Source organism: Enterobacter sp. JUb54 (genome assembly GCF_014298075.1).
Taxonomy (GTDB): domain Bacteria; phylum Pseudomonadota; class Gammaproteobacteria; order Enterobacterales; family Enterobacteriaceae; genus Klebsiella; species Klebsiella lignicola.
In genome coordinates this window covers 3,299,911-3,320,503 of sequence record NZ_CP060418.1, presented here as the reverse complement: position 1 = coordinate 3,320,503, position 20,593 = coordinate 3,299,911, and the positions used below count along the sequence as shown (strand labels likewise).

Annotated in this window: 19 protein-coding genes and 1 pseudogene; 11 read left to right on the top strand and 9 right to left on the bottom strand. The window is 59.2% G+C overall.

Annotated elements, in window-relative coordinates; all coding sequences use genetic code 11:
- Positions 1 to 24 precede the first annotated feature (24 nt).
- From HF679_RS15290 to HF679_RS15270, 5 genes are all read left to right on the top strand, one after another.
- Positions 25 to 852: an AraC family transcriptional regulator gene (locus tag HF679_RS15290; protein ID WP_123757641.1), complete on the top strand. Its 828-nt coding sequence runs from the start codon at positions 25 to 27 to the stop codon at positions 850 to 852.
- 151 nt (positions 853 to 1,003) lie between these two features.
- A complete protein-coding gene (locus tag HF679_RS15285; protein WP_123757640.1) occupies positions 1,004 to 1,924 on the top strand; it encodes a dihydrodipicolinate synthase family protein in 921 nt (306 codons plus the stop codon).
- 14 nt (positions 1,925 to 1,938) lie between these two features.
- Positions 1,939 to 3,543 carry an aldehyde dehydrogenase (NADP(+)) gene (locus tag HF679_RS15280; protein ID WP_187043061.1) on the top strand — a complete coding sequence of 535 codons (1,605 nt, stop codon included), beginning with the start codon at positions 1,939 to 1,941 and terminating at the stop codon, positions 3,541 to 3,543.
- A gap of 15 nt (positions 3,544 to 3,558) precedes the next feature.
- Entirely contained in the window at positions 3,559 to 5,160 is a 1,602-nt protein-coding gene (locus HF679_RS15275; protein ID WP_123757638.1) for an APC family permease, read from the top strand.
- Positions 5,161 to 5,171: 11 nt separating this feature from the next.
- A complete protein-coding gene (locus HF679_RS15270) occupies positions 5,172 to 6,182 on the top strand; it encodes an Ldh family oxidoreductase (RefSeq protein WP_123757637.1) in 1,011 nt (336 codons plus the stop codon).
- Between the two features lie 48 nt (positions 6,183 to 6,230).
- On the opposite strand, the gene HF679_RS15265 is transcribed toward HF679_RS15270, so the two are convergent.
- Together HF679_RS15265 and HF679_RS15260 are read right to left on the bottom strand one after the other, a co-directional pair.
- Positions 6,231 to 7,451, bottom strand: a complete 1,221-nt coding sequence (locus tag HF679_RS15265; protein WP_187042183.1) for an amino acid deaminase — start codon at positions 7,449 to 7,451, stop codon at positions 6,231 to 6,233.
- A gap of 79 nt (positions 7,452 to 7,530) precedes the next feature.
- Positions 7,531 to 7,675, bottom strand: a pseudogene (locus tag HF679_RS15260) (hypothetical protein).
- Between HF679_RS15260 and HF679_RS15255 the strand changes: the two are divergent.
- The 5 genes from HF679_RS15255 to HF679_RS15235 all read left to right on the top strand — a co-directional run bounded on the left by HF679_RS15255 (position 7,653) and on the right by HF679_RS15235 (position 12,626).
- Positions 7,653 to 9,113: an N-acyl-D-amino-acid deacylase family protein gene (locus HF679_RS15255; protein WP_123757635.1), complete on the top strand. Its 1,461-nt coding sequence runs from the start codon at positions 7,653 to 7,655 to the stop codon at positions 9,111 to 9,113. The pseudogene HF679_RS15260 and the gene HF679_RS15255 overlap by 23 nt on opposite strands.
- A complete protein-coding gene (locus HF679_RS15250) occupies positions 9,103 to 9,495 on the top strand; it encodes a RidA family protein (RefSeq protein WP_154144444.1) in 393 nt (130 codons plus the stop codon). Before HF679_RS15255 ends, HF679_RS15250 begins: the two co-directional genes overlap by 11 nt.
- Positions 9,496 to 9,669: 174 nt before the next feature.
- Complete coding sequence (locus tag HF679_RS15245; protein ID WP_123757633.1) at positions 9,670 to 11,157, top strand: sodium:solute symporter family protein; 1,488 nt, start codon at positions 9,670 to 9,672, stop codon at positions 11,155 to 11,157.
- Positions 11,158 to 11,167: 10 nt separating this feature from the next.
- Complete coding sequence (locus tag HF679_RS15240) at positions 11,168 to 12,040, top strand: 2-dehydro-3-deoxygalactonokinase (RefSeq protein ID WP_123757632.1); 873 nt, start codon at positions 11,168 to 11,170, stop codon at positions 12,038 to 12,040.
- Positions 12,027 to 12,626 (top strand): 2-dehydro-3-deoxy-6-phosphogalactonate aldolase, encoded by a 600-nt coding sequence (locus HF679_RS15235; protein WP_123757631.1) that lies wholly within the window; start codon positions 12,027 to 12,029, stop codon positions 12,624 to 12,626. The genes HF679_RS15240 and HF679_RS15235 overlap by 14 nt, the downstream gene beginning before the upstream one ends.
- Here HF679_RS15235 and HF679_RS15230 read toward each other — a convergent pair.
- Positions 12,623 to 13,486, bottom strand: coding sequence for a MurR/RpiR family transcriptional regulator (locus HF679_RS15230; RefSeq protein ID WP_123757630.1), 864 nt, complete (start codon positions 13,484 to 13,486; stop codon positions 12,623 to 12,625). The genes HF679_RS15235 and HF679_RS15230 overlap by 4 nt on opposite strands.
- Before the next feature lie 220 nt (positions 13,487 to 13,706).
- On the opposite strand from HF679_RS15230, the gene HF679_RS15225 reads away from it, so the two are divergent.
- Positions 13,707 to 14,525: a GNAT family N-acetyltransferase gene (locus tag HF679_RS15225; protein WP_187042182.1), complete on the top strand. Its 819-nt coding sequence runs from the start codon at positions 13,707 to 13,709 to the stop codon at positions 14,523 to 14,525.
- Between the two features lie 39 nt (positions 14,526 to 14,564).
- On the opposite strand, the gene opgB is transcribed toward HF679_RS15225, so the two are convergent.
- From opgB to HF679_RS15195, 6 genes are all read right to left on the bottom strand, one after another.
- A complete protein-coding gene (gene opgB, locus HF679_RS15220; protein ID WP_123757628.1) occupies positions 14,565 to 16,856 on the bottom strand; it encodes a phosphatidylglycerol--membrane-oligosaccharide glycerophosphotransferase in 2,292 nt (763 codons plus the stop codon).
- A 263-nt stretch (positions 16,857 to 17,119) separates the two neighbouring features.
- On the bottom strand, positions 17,120 to 17,614 hold the full coding sequence (locus HF679_RS15215) for a DUF2501 domain-containing protein (RefSeq protein ID WP_123757627.1): 495 nt from the start codon (positions 17,612 to 17,614) through the stop codon (positions 17,120 to 17,122).
- A 65-nt stretch (positions 17,615 to 17,679) separates the two neighbouring features.
- Positions 17,680 to 18,417: a DNA replication protein DnaC gene (dnaC, locus tag HF679_RS15210; RefSeq protein ID WP_123757626.1), complete on the bottom strand. Its 738-nt coding sequence runs from the start codon at positions 18,415 to 18,417 to the stop codon at positions 17,680 to 17,682.
- Between the two features lie 2 nt (positions 18,418 to 18,419).
- On the bottom strand, positions 18,420 to 18,959 hold the full coding sequence (gene dnaT / locus HF679_RS15205; protein WP_154144450.1) for a primosomal protein DnaT: 540 nt from the start codon (positions 18,957 to 18,959) through the stop codon (positions 18,420 to 18,422).
- A gap of 192 nt (positions 18,960 to 19,151) precedes the next feature.
- Positions 19,152 to 19,625: a threonine/serine exporter gene (locus HF679_RS15200; protein ID WP_123757624.1), complete on the bottom strand. Its 474-nt coding sequence runs from the start codon at positions 19,623 to 19,625 to the stop codon at positions 19,152 to 19,154.
- Entirely contained in the window at positions 19,616 to 20,392 is a 777-nt protein-coding gene (locus tag HF679_RS15195) for a threonine/serine exporter ThrE family protein (RefSeq protein ID WP_187042181.1), read from the bottom strand. The genes HF679_RS15200 and HF679_RS15195 overlap by 10 nt, the downstream gene beginning before the upstream one ends.
- Between the last annotated feature and the right edge of the window lie 201 nt (positions 20,393 to 20,593).

Genomic DNA, 20,593 nt, shown 5'->3' with positions numbered 1-20,593 from the left:
CGTCACCCGCCATGAGGAAGTCTTATGTTCTGCGTTACTGCTGCTGCACCGGAGTCTGCTCCGGCTGACACGACGGATCTGGCCGTCGATGAGCTGAGTCAGATTTGTGAAGGGCTGGCGCGTCAACGTCCGGAAAATATGCCGGCATTGCTCAATGCGCTGGCGCTAATCGCGCCGCTGTTGAATGCGATCCCCAACGTGGTTTTTTTCATCAAAGATGCCCAGGCGCGCTATCTGCTGGCAAACCTGACGCTGGCCCGCCGCTGCGGCTTTAAAAGCGTCACCTCGCTGCTGGGTAAAACCTCGGCCGACGTCTTTCCATCGGCGCTGGGGCAGGGCTATACCGAACAGGATCTGCGGGTGCTCAAAGAGGGCGTGACCCTGCGCGACCAGCTGGAAATGCACCTCTATAACGGGCGCGAGCGCGGCTGGTGCATGACGCAAAAGCTGGCGCTGCGCGATATTCACGGCCAGGTGATCGGTATGGCGGGGATCTCCCACGATCTGCAGGAAGCGCATGCCCGCCATCCGGCGTGGCAGCGGCTGGCGATCGTCGACGATCATATTCGCCGCCACTATCATCGACCGATCTCAATGGAGGAGCTGACGGGATTAAGTGGCATGTCGGTGGCGCAGATCGAACGCTACTGCAAACGGATCTTTCACCTCACGCCCCGGCAGATGATCCACAAAGTTCGTCTCGAAAAAGCCACCGAACTGCTGGCGGGAGAGACGCCAATTACCGACATTGCGCTGCAGTGTGGCTATACCGATCACAGCGCGTTCAGCCGTCAATTTAAGGCGATGACCGGCTCCACGCCGCGTGATTTCCGCCTGACGCTGGCGGGGTAATCGCCGGCTCACACTTTTAGCGATTGTGCTAATTTCGTCATCGTATTGGAAGAAAACCGACAAGCCGCCGGGTCCATGAAACGTCAATCTGTCAGTGAAAATTCACCATTCATTCACTTCGACTTAACAAAATGACGACAAGGAACCGAGCATGAGCAATAAAGCGATTCACTGGAGCGGCGTATTTCCGGCAGTCAGCACGCAGTTTCGTCAAGATTACTCCCTCGATTTAGACGCCACCCATGCGGTGATGAAAAACCTGGTCAAAGACGGCGTGTCCGGGCTGGTGGTGTGCGGCAGCGTCGGCGAAAACACCTCGCTGACCACCGCAGAAAAACTGCAGATTATCGAAGTGGCGAAGGATGCCGCGGGCGGCAAAATCCCGGTGATCGCCGGCGTTGCGGAGTTCACCACCGCCTTTGCCCAGAAGATGGCGAAAGAGGCTGAGCGGGTGGGCGTCGACGGGATTATGGTGATGCCAGCGCTGGTCTACTCATCAAAACCGCATGAAACCGCCGCCCATTTCCGCAGCGTGGCCTCCGCCACCGACCTGCCGATTATGGTTTATAACAACCCGCCGATTTACAAAAACGACGTGACGCCGGACATCCTCGCCACCCTGGCCGACTGCGACAACATCGTCTGCTTCAAAGACTCCTCCGGCGATACCCGCCGCTTCATCGACCTGCGTAATACCGTGGGCGACCGCTTCGTGCTGTTTGCCGGTCTCGACGATGTGGTGGTGGAGAGCATTGCCGTGGGAGCCGAAGGGTGGATTTCCGGCATGTCGAATGCCTTCCCACGCGAAGGCGAGACGCTGTTCCGTCTTGCCGTGCAGAAACGCTATGACGAAGCGATGGCGCTGTATCGTTGGTTTATGCCGCTGCTGCATCTCGATGCGCGTCCGGACCTTGTGCAGTGCATCAAGCTGTGCGAAGCGTTGCTGGGCCGTGGTAGCGAGGTGACCCGTCCGCCACGTCTGGCGCTGGAAGGGGAAACCCGTCAGCAGGTCGTGAAGATTGTGGAACAGGCGCTGGCAACGCGTCCTGTGCTGCCGGATGTAGGCCTGTGAGTCAGGGGGCAATGATGAGCGACACAGCGATGACGGCGGGGCGGCAGTTTATTGCCGGCCGTCGTATAGCCAGCGGTGAAGCCACGCTGCTGAGCCTGCGGGCGGCGGATGGCGAGACCACTGGCCAGCGTTTTTATCCGGCCTCCCGGGAGGAGGCCGCGCTGGCGGCAGAAGCGGCGGCGCAGGCGTTTAGCGTCTATTCCGCGACTTCGCCAGAGCAGCGGGCGCATTTTCTCGACACCATAGCCGATGAGCTGGACGGGCTGGGGGAGGCGTTTTTTGCCCTGGCCCACGCCGAGACGGCGCTGCCATTGCCACGTCTGCAGGGCGAGCGGGCGCGCACCAGCGGCCAGCTGCGGCTGTTTGCCGACGTGCTGCGGCGCGGCGATTTTCTTGGGGTGCGCATTGATACCGCGCTGCCAGAACGTCAGCCCCTGCCGCGCCCGGATCTGCGGCAGTTCCAGAGCGCGTTAGGCCCGGTGGCGGTGTTCGGCGCCAGCAACTTCCCGCTGGCGTTCTCTACCGCCGGCGGCGATACCGCTTCGGCGCTGGCGGCCGGCTGCCCGGTGGTGGTGAAAGCGCATCCGGGACATATGGCTACCGCGGAACAGACGGCGCAGGCCATCGTCCGGGCGGTTGAGAAATGCGGCTTACCCGGCGGCGTCTTCAATATGATTTTTGGTCACGATATTGGCGCCGATCTGGTGCGTCATCCGGCTATCCAGGCGGTGGGGTTCACCGGCTCGCTGGCGGGGGGCAAAGCGCTGTACCAGCTGGCGCAGCAGCGTCCTCAGCCGATCCCATTGTTTGCCGAAATGTCGGCGATTAACCCGCTGATTATTTTACCGCAGGCGCTGGCCGCGCGGGCGACGTCGCTGGCACACGCGTTGGTGGGGTCGTTTACCCTCGGCGGCGGGCAGTTTTGTACCCGGCCCGGGCTGATTCTGGCGCTCAAGGGGGAAGGGCTGACGGCGCTGAAAGCGGCGCTGTGCGAGCAGGTTCAGGCGGCTCCCGCCCAGGTGTTACTCAACGCACCGACGCTACAGCACTATCACGCCGGGGTGGATGCCCTCGATGCTTGTCCGGGCGTACAGCGGCTGGCTAGTGGGATAGCGCCCGGTGCTCAACAGGCGCAGGCGCTGCTGTATCTGGCGACGGCGGAACAGCTGCTGGAGCCGGATAGTCTGCTGCATCGCGAAGTGTTTGGCCCGCTCTCCGTGCTGGTGGAAGTGGCGGATGAGGCCCAACTGATGGCTGTGGTCAACGCGCTGCAGGGACAGCTGACCGCCACGTTGCATGCGGATGCGGACGATCGTCTGCTGGCGGGGCGACTGTTGCCGCTGCTCAGTGAAAAAGCCGGGCGGGTGCTGTTTAACGGCTACCCCACCGGTGTGGAAGTGTGCGATGCGATGGTGCACGGCGGCCCCTGGCCGGCGACCACCGATGCGCGTGGCACCTCGGTAGGGACCCGGGCGATAGAGCGGTTTCTCCGACCGGTTTGCTTGCAGAACGCCCCCGCCGCGTTGCTGCCACCGGCCTTGCAGGATGCTAACCCTTTGAACCTGCTGCGCCTGGTGAACGGCCAGTGGACCCGGGAAGCCATTTCCCCTTCATGTTGACGCAAGGGCATCACGATGACTATTCACTCTACGCATAACAGTCAAACCCGCGTGGCTGAGTCGGGTAAGTTTAAAAAGCAACTGACGTTAACCGATCTGACGTTTATTGGCCTGGGGGCGATTTTTGGTTCCGGATGGTTATTTGCCGCCAGCCACGTGGCGTCGATCGCCGGACCGGCCGGCATCGCCTCCTGGGTGATTGGCGGCGTGGCGGTGCTGCTGCTGGGGATTGTCTACTGCGAACTGGGGGCGGCGCTGCCGCGTGCCGGAGGGATTATCCGTTATCCGGTCTTTTCCCACGGCGAGCTGATGGGCTATCTGCTGGGTTTCATTACGCTGATCGCCTTTTCAAGCCTGATTTCGATCGAGATCGTCGCCGCCCGTCAGTATGCCGCGGCCTGGTTCCCGGCGCTGACGCAACCGGGTTCCAGCTCGCCAACCCTGCTGGGCTGGGTGGTGCAGTTTCTGCTGCTGTGCTTTTTCTTCAGTCTGAACTACTACAGCGTCAAAACCTTCGCCCGTTCGAACAACTTTATCAGCGTGCTGAAGTTCCTCGTTCCGCTGCTGGTGGTCATCACGCTCTTCACCTTCTTTAAGCCGGAAAACCTGCATGCTCAGGGGATTGCCCCGTTCGGCATGTCCGGTGTGGAAGCGGCGATCAGCGCCGGGGGGATCATTTTTGCCTATCTGGGGCTGACGCCGATTATCTCCGTCGCCAGCGAGGTGCAGAACCCGCAGCGCACCATCCCGGTAGCGCTGATTCTGTCGGTGGTGCTGTCGACCATTATCTACGTGCTGCTGCAGCTGGCGTTTCTCGGCAGTATTCCGACGGAGATGTTAAGCGGCGGCTGGGCGGAGGTGAGCAAACAGTTCTCGCTGCCGTATCGTGACATCGCGATTACGTTGGGGATGGGCTGGCTGGCCTTTATGGTCATCAGCGATGCGATTATCTCGCCGAGCGGCACGGGCAATATCTATATGAACGCCACGCCGCGCGTGATCTACGGCTGGGCGAAAGCCGGGACCTTTTTTAAAGCTTTTACCTACATTGATAAGGAGTCCGGGATCCCGCGTCCGGCGTTGTGGCTGACCTTTGGCCTGTCGATTTTCTGGACGCTGCCGTTCCCTTCCTGGGAGCAACTGATTAGCGTGGTGTCGGCGGCGCTGGTGCTGAGCTATGCGATTGCGCCGGTCACCGCTGCCGGGCTGCGTCGCAATGCGCCGGATCTGCCGCGTCCGTTCCGCGTGCGGGCGTTCGCTATCATTGGCCCGGTGTCGTTTATGATCTCGGCGCTGATCGTCTACTGGTCCGGCTGGAACACGCTCTCCTGGCTGCTGGGGCTGCAGATCGTCATGTTTGTGGTCTACATCCTGTGCAAAAGCAAGGTGCCGGTACATACCGTCAGCCTGGCGCAGCAGGTGAAGTCTTCGCTGTGGCTGATTGTCTTCTACGCGCTGATTATGCTCTTTTCCTGGGCCGGCAGTTTTGGAGGGATTAATGCGTTGCCCCATCCCTGGGATACGGTGATAGTGGCGGTAATGTCGCTGGGCATTTATTACTGGGGCGCGCGCAGTTGTCTTCCCCAGGCTAACTTTAGCGGAGACGAAGAAGAGTAGAGGAGAAGGTCATGGAAACGGTAACCCTTTCGTTACCCGAAGCTTATGCGCTGGCAATGCGGGCGCTGAGCAGCAATGGATTCAGTGAGGAACACGCGGCGGCAGTGGCGCGCAACGTGACCGGTGGGGAGCGCGATGGCTGCGCTTCCCACGGACTGTGGCGGCTGCTGGGGATTATTGCCACCTTGCATAAAGGCAAGGTGTCTCCCGATGCCGAACCGCAGATTGACGACCGGGCGCCGGGGATTGTCCGGGTCGACGCCGGCGGTGCCTTTTCGTTACTGGCGTTTGAGCGGGCGCTGCCGCTGCTGGTGGAGAAGGCGCGTCATAGCGGGATCGCCGCGCTGGCGATCAACCGCTGCGTGCATTTTTCGGCGCTGTTTGCCGATATCGAACCCTTAACCGAGGCCGGCCTGGTCGGGCTGGCCTGTACGCCGGGCCATGCCTGGGTGGCGCCAGCCGGCGGTACTTTGCCGCTGTTTGGCACCAATCCCATCGCCTTTGGCTGGCCGCGGGGCGAGGCGCCGCCGTTTATTTTTGATATGGCGACCAGCGTGGCGGCACGCGGTGAGATCCAGCTGCATCAGCGCGCCGGAAAATCGCTGCCGGAAGGGTGGGGAATCGACAGCCAGGGCCAGCCAACCACGGATGCCGGGGAAGTCCTGTCCGGGGCGATGCTGACCTTCGGTGGCTATAAAGGCTCGGCGCTGGCGGCGATGGTGGAACTGTTGGCCGGGCCGCTGATTGGCGATATGACCAGCGCGGAGTCGCTGGCCTGGGATAACGGTGCGGGCGGCCTGCCCTACGGCGGGGAGCTGATTCTGGCGCTGGATCCGCAACGTTTTCTTGGGGCGGAGGCCGATGCGCACCTGGCCCGGGCGCAGACGCTGTTTACCAACATGCAGGCACAAGGCGCCAGGTTACCCGGCGAACGCCGCTATCTCTGCCGTGCGCAGAGCGAACGATCCGGGGTGACCATTAGCCGTTCGCTGTTTGATGAAATTGCCGCATTGAGCGCGTAGTCGCGCGGCCCGGATTCCCCGGTGTCACACCGCCACCGGGGAGCCCGATCAGAACAGGGTGTCCAGCTCTTCCAGCACGGTGTACTCGTCATCGACCAGCAGCAGGGTTTTCCATTTGTCGAAGGTCAGGCACGGGTGCGACGTACCAAAAACGATAATGTCACCGACCTGCACATCGCAGTCTGGAGCCAGGCGCAGCATGCAGTGCTGATCCATAATCCCGACGCTGACGATCTCGTTGGCAGGCAGCGGCAGCGCGCGGCCGTTGCGATAGTGGGCGACAGGCTGCGGTAGCCCGGCATCGAAGGCGCAATCGCGTTTGCCAAAATTGACCACCGCGCGATCCGCTTCAGGAACCGACTGCACCATCGCCATCAGCTCCAGCGCGGAGGTCAGATCCCCCGCCAGATCGCAGGCGATCGGATCGCGGGCGATCAGCTCCCGTTGGGCAATATCGTAGATCCCCATGTCATGGGTGATGTAGCAACCCGGGCGGATCACTATCCGGCAGCGCGGTGGTTTTTGCGCGGCCAGCCACACGTTGCAGACCACGTCATACCAGACGGTGCCGGCGCCGGTCAGAATAAATTCCCCGTCAACCAGCGGCGCCATCCGGCAGGCAAGGGTGGCGGCCTGCTGTAACAGCGCTTCCACCTGTGGCTGCGGATCGTCGCCGTGCAGCACCCCTTCGTACAGCTCCAGCCCGCGTAACGTCAGGCCCGGCAGGTCGGCTACCAACTGGGCCAGCGCCAGGGCATCCTCCACGCTACGACAGCCGCAGCGCCCGCCGGGAACGCCCAGCTCGATCAGGACGTCCAGCGTTTGCTGACGGGCGCTGAAGAACGCCGACAGGGTTCGGGCGTTAGCCTTGCTATCGACGCAGCAGACAAAATCCACCGTCCGGTAATGCGCTTTCAGCTGCGAGACCACCTGCATGTTGGCCTTGCCGACCAGTTGATTAACCATCAGGACGCGCTGAATGCCGCTGGCCATCGCCGCGCTGGCCTGCCAGGCGCTGCCCACTCCGATAGCCCATGCCCCGGCCTGCTGCTGCGCCTGAAAAATCCACGGCGTCATCGTCGTTTTACCGTGCGGCGCCAGCGACACACCGCGGGCATCGGCATAGCGCTGCATCCAGCTTATGTTATTTTCCAGCGCCGTTTTTTTCACCAGCGCGGCGGGCAGGCAGACCTCTTCTGCCAGCAGGTTGGCCGGGGAGGCCATCACGGCAGATTTGTGCGGGACAAGCGTAGCGGAATGGTATTTCATAACACTATCCTTTCAGGTTTTAGACTCGATGTTTATCAGGGTATCATTTATATCTTGTTGATTATTATTGGTTTAATACTTAAATATTATCCGTTATGAATAAAAGTATCACAAAACGATCTGGATTTTGCGTAGTTTTCCACTGTTTTTTCACCTTGTAAATGGTTAACTTGTCGGCAGAGTCGAAAGGGAGTAATTGCTATGAAGGTTGACTGGCTGTTCAAGAATGTCACGGTGATTGACGGGAGCGGTGGGCCGCAGTATCGCGGCGATGTGGCGGTGAAGGGCGATCGCATTGTGGCGATTGCTCCGGCACTGAAGGTGGACGCCGGGCACGAGATTGACGGCGAGGGCCGCGTGCTGGCGCCGGGGTTTATTGATGTGCATACCCATGACGATATCAACGTCATTCGCATGCCGGAGTATCTGCCAAAGCTGAGCCAGGGCGTGACCACGGTGATCGTCGGTAACTGCGGGATCAGCGCCGCCATGGCGACCATGCGCGGTGCTGTTCCCGATCCGATGAACCTGTTGGGTGAACAGGATCAGTTTATCTACCCTACCGTCGAGGCTTACGCCCACGCGGTGGAAGCCGCCAGGCCGTCGCTTAACGTCGGCACGCTGATTGGCCACACTGCGCTGCGCAATAACCATATGGACGATCTGTTCCGTCCGGCCACGGATCGCGAAATTGCCGGGATGCGTGTCCAACTGCGCGATGCGTTACGTCAGGGAGCGCTGGGTTTGAGTACCGGACTGGCCTATGCCAGCGCGTTTCAGTCCACCACCGAAGAGGTGATGGCGCTGGCGGAAGAGCTGGCGGCGGAGAAGGGCATCTATACCACCCATCTGCGCTCTGAATTCGAGCCTATTCTGGAGGCCCTTGACGAAGCGTTTCGCATCGGGCGCCACGGCAACGTTCCGGTGGTGGTGTCGCATCATAAATGCGCCGGGGCAAAAAACTGGGGACGGACCCGCGAGACGCTGGCCTTTTTCGATGAGATGCGTGAGCACCAGGAGATTGCCTGCGATTGCTACCCTTATTCCGCCAGCTCCTCGACGCTGGATCTGAAACAAGTGACCGATGAGTTCGATATCGTGATTACCTGGTCGGAATCCCGGCCGGAACAGGCGGGTAAAACGCTCAAGCAGATTGCCAGCGACTGGCAGATGAGCCTGCTTGATGCGGCGGCACAGCTGATGCCGGCCGGCGCTATCTATTACAACATGGACGAGCAGGATGTCCGGCGGGTGATGCGCTATCCCGTCACGATGATCGGCTCCGACGGGTTACCCAACGATCCGATGCCGCATCCGCGTTTATGGGGCGCTTTCCCTCGCGTACTGGGGCATTACAGCCGTGATGAACAGCTGTTCCCGCTGACCACGGCGATTCACAAAATGACCGGGCTGTCGGCGGCGCGTTTCCGTCTGCCGCAGCGCGGGCTGGTTAAAGTGGACTATTTTGCCGACCTGGTGCTGTTCGATCCGCTGACGGTGCGGGATGTGGCCAGCTTCTCCGACCCGAAACAGCCCGCAGAAGGGATTGAGGCGGTGATGGTAAATGGTGTGATGAGCTACGGCAGCGATAAAAAAATTACCGGGCGCGCAGGGCGTTTCCTGCGTCGCCAGATGGACGAAGGAGTGAAGTATGAGCATTAAACGTTATGGCGTCGAAGGCGGAACCGGAACCGGCGGTCAGCATCTGCCTTTCGCACGGGCGGTAGAAGCCGGGGGCTGGTTGTACGTCTCCGGCCAGACGCCGATGAAAAACGGTGAAGTAGTGGAAGGCGGTATTGTCGATCAGTCGCGCCTGGCGATTCAGAACTGCGTCGATATCATGACCGAAGCCGGCTACACCCTGGCGGATGTGGTGCATGTGAAAGTGATTCTGACTGACTCACGCTATTTCCAGTCATTCAATAAAGTGTTCCGCGAGTTCTTCGGTGAGCATCCGCCCGCGCGTATTTGCTGCGTCGCCGATCTGGTGGTGGATTGTAAAGTCGAAGTGGATGTGACCTGCTATAACGCCGCGCGCGGATAAATAATAACGCCCCGCCATCGGATGGGGCGTTAACCATAAAAATGTGATAGTCGTGCCAGATTGAATACCTCAATCGGCGCGAGCAGGGTTACTTTGCCTTTTTTCTGGCATCGTTACGATTAACTCATAATATTCAGCGGTACGAATATTATTTATTACGCCTGGATGTGAGCAATGAATAATATGTCATTCCTGATTTGGTTTTCCGTTTATGCCTGCGCGATGATTACCCTCGGTTGGTATGTGTCGCGTAAGCAGAAGAACGGTGATGATTTCTTACTGGGGGGCCGCTCCCTGCCGATGTTTCTGACCCTCGGCTCGACGGTTGGCACGATGGTCGGTACCGGTTCGAGCGTCGGGGCCGTGGGGTTTGGCTACAGTAACGGCTGGGCCGGGATGCTGTACGGCCTCGGCGGCGCGGTGGGGATTCTGCTGGTGGCGTGGTTATTTGCGCCGGTGCGTAAATTTCGCTTTATGACCATGAGCGAAGAGATGTCCTATTATACCGGCGGCAGTAAAATTATTAAAAACCTGGTCGCGATCCTGATTTTCATTGCCTCAATTGGCTGGCTTGGCGCTCATATATTAGGGGGCGGATTATATCTGGCATGGGCCAGCGGCATTGATATTAATGTCGCTAAAGTTATTATTGCGTTGGCGTTTGTGGTGTATGTCGGTATTGGTGGTTACTCCGCGGTGGTCTGGATCGATACCGTCCAGTCGATCATCCTGTTCGTTGGTTTTATTTTGATGGCGATTTTTGCCGTCCAGCACGTGGGAGGCTGGAGCCATATTCAGCAGGCGGTCGACCCGGCGGCGCAAAGCCTGTTTGCCGTGGATAAACTCGGCGTGCTTCCTGCGCTGTCGCTGGCGGTGGTCATCGGCGTCGGTGTCCTGGCAACGCCATCCTATCGTCAGCGTATCTACTCAGCGAAAACCGTCTCTTCCGTGCGCCAGTCCTTTACCATCACCGGCCTGCTGTACCTTGGTTTCTCTTTCCTGCCGGCCATTATCGGCATGGCGGTGTGGACCATGAATGCGAACCTCGAAAACAACGGTTTTGCTTTCCTGTTTGCCACCCAGGTGCTGCCGCCGGTGCTGGGTATGGCGATCCTGATTGCCGGGATGTCGGCCAATATGTCTTCCGGTAGCTCCGATGCTATTGCCGCAGTGTCGATTATGCTGCGTGATCTCTACACCCTGGTGACCGGCCATATGCCCGCGCCGGAGAAAGCGATTCGCCTGTCGCGGATGTTCCTGGTACTGGTTATCGCCCTGGCGCTGCTTTTCGCGCTGACCTCTAACGATATCATCAGCTACATCACCAAAATGATCTCGATGATCATGTCCGGGATGTTTATCTGCACCATCCTTGGCCGCTTCTGGACGCGCTTCAACTGGCAGGGGGCGGTCGCGGCCCTGGCCGGTGGTGCCGGTGCCTCGGTGGCGGTGCTGCTGGACAGCGACTGGCTGGCCTTCTGGGGTAACCCGTGTATCCCGTCGGTGCTGACCAGCCTGGTGGCCTCCGTGGTGGTAACCCTGGTGACGCCGGCCAGCAGCATGAGCCGTGAAGAGGCGCTGGAGATGATCACTCGCGAACGTGAAAGCCGCCCGGCGGCTCCGGCGCTGCCGATTGGCAAACGTCATCCGTCGCAGAGCTAAGGGAGGCGTCATGCACAGTTATATTGCCGTCGACTGGGGCTCGACACAGCTCCGCGGCTGGTTGATTCGTGATGGGAAATGTGTGGAGACCCTGCAGCACCCGCTCGGGATTGCGCGGCTGAACGGGCAAACGCCGGAGGCGGTGTTTCATCAGTATCTGGCGCCGTGGCGCGGCGACGCAGCGCTGCCGGTCGTGATGGCCGGGATGGTGGGCAGCGATGCTGGCTGGCAGTCGGTGCCTTATCTGGCCTGCCCGGCGGCGCTTGATGCGCCAGGGCGCGAGCTGACGGCCGTGGCTGACAGGGTGTGGATTGTTCCCGGTCTGAAGGTTGAGCGGGACGGTGATTGCAACGTGATGCGTGGTGAAGAGACGCAGCTGCTTGGCGCATCGCAGATCGCTCCGGCGGAGTGCTACGTCATGCCCGGCACGCACTGCAAATGGGTGCAGGTTGAAGCGGGGGTGGTACGCCATTTTTCTACCGCGATGACCGGGGAGCTGCACCATCTGCTGCTCAGTCAGTCGCTGATTGGCAAACAGCTGCCCGACCAGCAGCCTGATGAGGCGGCGTTGACGCTGGGGCTGGAAAAAGGCATGGCGATGCCGTCTCTGGTCGCGAACCTGTTCGGCGCCCGTGCGGCACGGGTGTTGGGCATTCTGCCGCCGACATCGGTCAGTGACTATCTTTCAGGGCTGCTGATTGGCTCTGAGGTGGCAACGTTCAGCGAGCGCTATCGCGCGACGCAGGTAACCCTGGTGGGGGAACCGGCGCTGAGCGGACGTTACCGACAGGCATTGGCGGCCCGGGGAGTGACGGTTAACTGCTGTCCGGGCGATGAGGCATTTTTACGCGGTATTGCGAGGATAATGAATGAACAAGCTTAAACTGGTCGCGATCTTGCGCGGCATCCGTCCCGCAGAAGCCGCAGAGCATGTGGATACGCTGATTAGCGCTGGCTTTCGGTATATTGAAATCCCGCTTAATTCCCCGGACTGGCAGCAGAGTATTCCGCAGATGGTGCAGCAGTTTGGATCGCAGGCGATGATTGGCGCAGGCACGGTGCTGAATGTCGGGCAGGTGGATGTGCTGGCTGAGGCGGGCGCGAAGCTGGTTGTGACGCCCAATACGCAGCCGGCAGTGATCCGTCGGGCGGTGGCGCAGGGCATGTTGGTGTGCGCCGGATGCGCCACCGCGACAGAGGCGTTTACTGCCCTTGATGCCGGGGCGCAGTGGCTGAAGATTTTCCCTTCATCCAGCTTCGGGCCGGACTACATTCGCGCGCTGAAGGCGGTGTTGCCGCCGGAAGTGCCGGTGCTGGCCGTCGGTGGCGTGACGCCGGAAAACCTGGACTGCTGGGTGCAGGCGGGGTGCGCCGGGGCCGGGCTGGGCAGCGATCTGTATCGCGCCGGGCAGTCGCTGGATCGTACCCGCGAGCAGGCCGGGCGCTTTATTGCCGCCAGCCTCGCTTAATCGCCTAAGGGCTGGCGGTCGACGCCACCGCGGTGGCTGTCCAGCGCCAGCTTGATACGGCGCAGCCGATCTTTCGCCTGAGGTTTGTTGGCCATCGCCAGTTCGGTGGCCAGCACATCTACCATCGCCAGCATGGCATAGCGCGAGGTGCTGGGTTTGAAAATATAGTCGTTCTCACGTACCAGCAGCGGCAGTACCAGGTCCGCTTGCTCCGCCAGCGGGGTTTCTGCCGGGGTAATCGCGATCACCTTCGCGCCATACTGTCTGGCGATGGCCGCGCTCTCAATCATCTCTTTGGTATACCCGCCAAGCGACAGCACAATCACCACATCTTTGGGCGTCACGGCAGAGCTCATCATTCGCACCAGCAGGCCGTCGTTCTGGCTGACAACCGGCAGACCAAGACGGAACAGGCGATACTGGATCTCCTGGGCGCAGATCGTTGAACCGCCGCCCATGCCGATAGCCAGGATTTGCCGCGCGTCGCTGAGCCAGGAGACGGCTCGCTTTAAGGCCTCAATATCCAGCGCCCGGCGGTTGGTTTCCAGCACGCCGATGATCGACTCGTAAATGCCCTGAACGCCTTCCAGATCCGGCACATCGAGAATAAAACGCTGGCCGACCGCCAGGGACTGCGCCAGCTTCATCTTGAGCTCGCGGACATCCTTGCACCCTAACGCCCGGGCAAACCGGGTCACTGACGCCTGGCTGGTACCGGTTAAACGGGCGATTTCGGCGATCGGCAATTCTGCCGCCGCGGCGACATCATCGAGGATAAACTGGGCAATACGCTTTTCGCTGACGGTGAGCTCGAGAAAGCGGTCGGTGATGCAGGAGATGATATCTATCGAGTAGGCCATCGCAGGTACCAGGCGGAAAATTCAGGATGATACTTTGTACCATATTTAGCCAGTAAACGCAGCACTGGCCGGGGAAGGTGTGCAGGATGAGCCTCATGGTGCGGCACGTTCAATGGCTGGAGCAGCACGATATTGCCCTCCTGAGCCAGGCGAAATCTCGTCATGGCGATTATAGTATTGGCTTTCATCGGTTCAGCATCACAGCGTTCGGGAGCAATGTATGGAGCTCATCGCCGTTCCTGCCACCCGGTTCAGTATCGACCGGCTGGCGGCCATTCTCAGCGATTGTTTTGAGGATTATCTGGTCCCCGTCACTCTGTCGGTGGAGGTGTTTGTTCAGCGTTTTAGCGCCGAAGGCATGAGCCTGCTGGATTCCTGCGTCTGGCTGGATGGCGATGTGCCTGCGGCGATGGCGGTGATTTCCCGGCGTGGCGATGAGGCCAGACTTGCAGCATTTGCGGTGCGGCCCGCGTATCGTGGAAAAGGACTGGGTCGCCAGTTGATGACGCCGCTGATGGCTTCGCTGCGGGAGCAGGGCGTGCGGCAGATGTGGCTCGAGGTGATCCGCGATAACCTGGCGGCGGTGGCGCTGTACCAGGCGTTGGGGTTTACGGTGCGCCACGGGCTATGCGGCTTTGTCAGTACCCAGCCGCAGAATGAGAGCGCGGCGGGGCTGGCGGTGTGTGATGACCTGGCGCTGATCCGCAAAGCCGGGGCCGAGGTCAATGGTCGGCTGCCGTGGCTGATGGATCCGCTAACCTTCGCCACGCTGCCGTGCCGGACGCTGACGTTACATCAACAGGCTTTTGCGGTGCTGGCGACCCTGAACCACAAACCGCAGCTGCAGTTCTTGTGGGTCGAGCCCGCAGCGCGAGGACGCGGGTTAGGGCGGGAGATGCTCACCACCCTGGCGCGACAATATCCGGGACTGAGCACCACGGTGACCATCCCGGAATCTTTTACGCCGCTGTTCAACGCCGCGGGATATGCGACGTTGACGCTGAAGCAGTATGAAATGTGCGTGACGCTGCGTGCATGATCGCCGGCAGCGTCGTGAGTGCGGTAACCGGCGCTAAGCTTAACCGTCGCTTTTCACCACTTTGATATCCACCATGCCAATCCCCAGCTGACGCGGCGAATGGCCGAGGATATTGCCCTCGTTAGTGGATTGCGGGTCCGGCGGCACGATAATCAGCGTATCGCTGCGCGACGGGTTGTCGAAATGCAGCGTGGTGGTGGAGACATCGTTGGCCAGGGTCAGGGTCTGTTCGCTGTTGCCGACGCGCACCGGGATCGGTTTATTGGCGTTCGGCCCGTAGGCCTTGGCGGTGATCACCAGATCGAATTTTTCCGGTAACGGCTGCTTAAATTCAATTTTCACTTCGCTGCCCAGCTGGGCGTTGGACCAGCGGCCCCACGATTCCGGACGAGAGATGCCGCTGAACTGTTTGACCTCTTCCGGGGCGCCGGCAACGTTAAAGACAAAGCTGTCCGCTTTGTAGCGAATATCGTTATCGACAATCTTCAGCGTATCGACGTTGCCTTTATAGCGCTGCATATCGATCACGGTATCTTTGAAGGCCGTTTTGCCCTGCCACTGAGGTTTATCGACGTGCTGCACGGTTTGCTCGCCGCCGAGCTGGCCCTGCGAAACGCACCAGTCGGTTGAGAGCGCCAGCTCTGGCGACCACAGCTGGCCCATTTTGTAGCAGCGGTCGACCCAAACGAAATTATCGCGCGGGGCGAAATCAGCCAGCTGGAAGCGCAGCGGGGCAGAATATTCGCTCTCAGGCAGCGGCTCGACGCGTTTGTCGGACACCCGCAGCAGCAGTGGCAGGCGGAAGTGGCTGCCGGAGAATGAGATCATGCTCTTCTGGGCGTCGACGGTGAAGTTTTTCATCTCTTTCGGGAAGTTCCACAGGCGGATGACATCCGGCTTCCACGCCAGCACTTTCTCTTTCATATTCATGAAGATGCCGGACAGAGACTGCCCGGAGAGGCTGCTGCGGCCCAGGCCGATAAAGTTATCGCCGCCGAGGATGTCCAGCACCGTGGCGCCGTTGTCCATGGTGTTGCGCTTCACGGCCAGCGTATCCTGCTGCGGCTGGTCGCCACGCAGAATAAAGAACAGGTTGCTGCGGTCCTGCTTGTTGAGATAGTCCCAGGCGGAGTTTTTCATTGCCAGGTGGTCGGAAGAGACCACGATCACCGTGTTTTTGAAATACGGTGAGGCTTTGATCTTCTCGATCAGCGCGGCGATATGCTCCTGGCTACAGGCGACGGCGCTAAAGGAGAGGTTCTTTTTCCCACCCATCTCATAGCTTTTACGCTGGCAGGTGCGGGAGATAAAGCCGTCCGGGTGGTGGGTATCGACCGTCAGGGCAAAGAGCGAGAAGCGTTTGCCGGACTGGGAAAGCTGTTCGAATTTTTTCCAGGTTTCATCGAGAACGGTGTCATCGTAGAAGCCCCAGTCATTGCGGTAGGTCGGGTCCGCCACCGTGGTTTTCAGCTCTTCGGCGCCGTAGAGATGGTCGAAACCGTGTGATTTCAGAAACACATCTTTGCCGGCAAAGCGCAGGTTCGCGCCCTGTACGAAATAGTTTTCATAGCCGGAGTTTTTCAGAATATCGCCGAGGCAGATATTTTGCGGGAAGAAGCTGGAGACCGAGGCCGACGCGTTGCCTTCAAACGGCGCAAACAGCGGAATGCCGCACTGCGAGGCCACCATGCCGGCGATGGTGTAATCGGTACCCGGAAGCTGGGTGGTGTTGCTGAAGTCGAGGCCTTCGTTTTTGAGTTTGCCCAGCTCCGGCGTCAGGTCAGGGAATGCGTCGTTATCGAAATAGGTGCGTTCGAGGCTTTCCCCGTAGATGTAGACCAGGTTCAGCTTCGGATCGGCGATGCTTTTCGCCGGCTCTTTGTAATAGGCGGCAAAGTCGGGATCGCCATCGCGGGACTGGGATTTTACCAGTTCGCTGATCTGGCGGAATGCCGGACTGGCATCAACGGAGGCCAGCGCCAGCACCAGCGCCAGCAGGCTGTAGCCAAAGTGGTGCGGATGATGACGGCGGCGGCGCAGCACCCAACCTAAGGCGCTAAAGACGGCGACCAGCGCCGCGACAAGCCCGACGCCGGGAAGAATATATTTGCTGACGCCCGCACCGGTCAGGCTGTTGGTCAGGGTATAGAGGACCGCGTCATTGATCCCATCGCCGGTGAAATAGTCGCTGGCGTAGAGGGTGATGTTGAGCACCACAAACAGACCCAATACCGTCAACGTGGCGGCAAACCACCAGGTATTGCGACCCGCTTTTAAGGCATAGATCACCACCGAAGTGAGAAACAAGGCGATGGATAACAACTCTGACACAGTACGTACACCCTCTAAATGGTACCTGTTGAAAACCGGCAGGAGAGATCACTTTCCACGGTACACTGTAATTGCAGTGCCATATCGCTGCAATTGTAGAGTCATGAAAGTGTGCTGTGGTTCAGAATTGGTTTAGAAATGGTCATTCCAGGATAATGACTCATCCTGTGTGGCGGGGGGAGGCGGAACGAAAAAGGGTGAAAATCGCGACTGCGGCCGCGTTGTCGGCCCTAAGGCGTTAAACGCGGCCTCTGAGGCGGGGATCAGGAGAGGAAGCTAACACCCTGTTTTAAGACCAGATCGCAGGCTTTGGTTTTCACTTTCTCAGCCATCGAGCTGCTGCCGAGACTGTTGAGATCCAGTTTCTGGCCGCTGTTGCTGCTCAGAAGCCCCTGCAGACCGTCAAGGTAGCTGGTGTCCTCTTTCTGTTTTTCCGGAGTGCTGAGGCCCAGTTTATCCAGCACCTGGTTTTTGACGTTTTCGGTGTTGGTCACCGAAGACAGTTTCTGCTTCGCGCAATAGGACATAATCCCGGCGGCATTGTTCATGCTGCTGGAGGTCAGGGACTGGTTGCCGTTGCTCAGCAGGCTGGTCAGGGAAGAGACCGACATGCCGCCACTTTGCTGAGAGTCGCCCTGGCTGCTTAGCTGGCTGGCCGCGCTGGAAAGGGAATCCTGCCAGGAGGCAGCGTGGACGCCGGCGCTAAGAAAAACACCGGCAATCAAGGTGGTGCGGAACAAAAATTGAGCAGTTTTCATGAGTGTACTCGTCATAGTTACTTAAGCATCCCTGTAGTATAACCCCGCCCGGGTTCGGAAATATCTTAATACTCTTTACCGGTAACACGATGACGATAGCTGTCCCAGTTGAAAATCACCCACAGGCTATTGCCGAGACGCATGCGGTCCATGACGCGTTCGCCGAGCAGCTTGTTCATCTCTTCCATATTGCTGTTGGTGAGCATGCCGGTCGGGCGTTTTGACGACGAGCGGCGGTCGACGATCTGATTGATGATCACCTTCTCGTAGCGCGATTCTGTTTGCATCCCGATCTCATCGATGACCAGCAGATCGACCTTGCTCAGATCGCTCAGCAGCTGCTCTTCGCTGACTTCCCGGTTGCCGAAAGTGTCTTTCATTGCTGACATAATATCGGCGACGGTAATGATTAATACCGACTTCCCGCGCAGCAGCAGCTCATTACAAATGGCGGCGGCAAGGTGGTTCTTACCGGTGCCCGGCTTGCCGGAAAAGATAAAGCTGGCGATATTGCCATCGAACTCTTCAACGTACTGACGCGCCCTGGACAGGGCGTTCATCTGGCCTTCGCACTCTACCCGGTAGTTCTCAAAGGAACAGTTCTGATGCAGCGGTCGGATGCCGGAACGGTTAAACGTGCGCTGCATCTTCATGGCGCGGTTTTCACGCTCCAGCGCTTCAGAACGCAGCTTGCCCTGCTCCTTTTGCCAGGCCAGCAGCTCTTCGCCGGTTTTAAACGCCGGTTCGACATGGGCCGGCATCATTTTTTGCAGACGCTTCATCAGGTCGCCAACGTTTTTCATGCTCATCCTCTGAAACCTCGTGGAATATGGCTATCCGGTTCACTGACCGTATTCACATCGCGTCGCGGCTGGCCGCCGTTGCTGGCCCGGCCGATTTGGACGCTGCGCGCCAGCTTTTGTTGCCATTGCACATGATGAAAGACTTTGCCTTCCGCTTGCCAGTAAGCGACAAAAGCCGCCAGCTCTTCCGGGGTCACCGGCTGGCTGAGGGCGATGCCCCAGAGCGCGGCGAGGCGCTGAAAATCGGCATCCGGCTGCCAGTCGGCATACATGGCGAATTTCCCCATGGGAATGGCGGTTGGCGCGGCGGCGGGCTCATCAAAAAACTGCGTATCCAGCGCCACATCGCTGCCGGGACGCGCCAGCTTTGCTTCCAGCTCAAGCAGCTGAGCCAGACGTTCCGGCGTCAGCGCGTAGAACGCCGGGGCATTGTTGGCAAAAACGGCGACGGCGCCGCTGGCCGATTTTGCGAGTACAGCCGCAGGGTCCTGGATGAAATCATCCAGGCCGCTAAAATCGGTGGTTAACATTCGCGAAGACATAACGCTATCTCAACTCTGAACAACATATAGAGGGGGCTAAACCGATTGTCTTTCCAGTCGTTTTTGACCGGCGGCGCCCGGTGGACGGCATCGCTTAGTCCAGTAAGCCTGTCGGAATGCCTTCCGGCGCCGCAGTAAAACACATCGAAATCTATTGGCTATAGTAGCACAGGGTTCAGCCAAATCTCTGTGCTATACCCGCGGGCGCTTACGGTACAACCAGAGGCCCGGGATAGAAAGGCCAATGGAGAGGGCGCCGACAATAGAAGAGGCCTTCAGGAAATTGCTCAGCAGCATGATCATCAGCTCATCGGAGTAGCCAAAGTGGCTGATTTTTACCGCCGAGATCATCGCGGTGTAGGCCGAGATGCCGGGGAACATCGGGATCACTGCGGCCACGGTGAAAATCTTCGGATGCGCCAGATACCAGCGGGACCATTGAATACCGATGCTGCCAACCAGCAGCGCGGCGAGAAACGTCGCCCACTCAATATTGAACCCGACATCCATCATCACCATGCGCGAGCTGTGGCCGATGGCGCCGAGCAGCGCACACCAGCGCAGCGCGCGCTGCGGGACGTTAAACACCATCGCAAAGCCGGCCGCCGGAATGGCCGATAGCGCCATATCCTGCAGCAGTGCAAAAATATACGTCATTATACCCATCCTCGCAGCCCCCACATGGTCATCGCCATCACGACGCCGATACAGGTGGCCAGCGTCAACAGGCTGGCAATCGCCCAGCGCGCCAGGCCGGTATTGATGTGCCCTTTAAACATATCCGCCACGGCGTTGATTAAGGGAAAACCGGGAACCAGCAGCAGGACGCTGGCGGCCATTGCGACCGTTGAGGTGGCGGTAAATGCCGGCAGGTGCAGCATCAGCCCGGAAATGGTGGTGGCGACAAACGCCGTGATGCAGAAGTTAATCTGCGGGTGCATCGAACGGTGGGTCAGGAGCTGGCGAATATACATCGCGACGGTACTGGCGCAGAAAGTGATCAATGCGCCGTCCCAACCGCCTTTATTTAACTTGCAGAAGCAGGCGCAGGATAAGCCAACCATCAGCACCACCAGCCAGCGCGGGTAGCGTAGCGGTTTGATCTGCGCAAAGCGCTTCTCTACGTCTTTATAATCCAGCAGCTTATGCTCGGCCATAATCACAATATGCTGCACTTCCGTCACCACATGCATGTTGATGCCGCGGTCGATGTTCTTACGTGTGGAGGTCAGGCATTCGCCATCTTTAATCGTCGTGAGCACAATGGCATTCGAGGAGATGGCGCTTTCGACGCTGTCCATACCCAGCGCCCGTCCCAGGCGGGTTGAGAGTTCCTCCACCAGGGCGCTTTCGGCGCCGTGCTGCAATAAGAAAAGCCCACACTGAATGCACAACCGCGTAATAGCGCGCTGAACTGCCCGATCTGCTTGCATAAGTACCCGCTGTTCCCCACGTCCAATCCCAAAGTGTTTGTCGATACTTTAACCTGAACTCCCGTGGTATCTGGGGGGGACGGGATCAAACAATGTGCAAAAAGACGCCACGGGCGGACGAAATGAAATTTGAGCGCTGCCACACTTTCGTAAAACTGTTGGAAAGTGCAATTTTTGAACGAATTATGGCCTTCTTTTTCA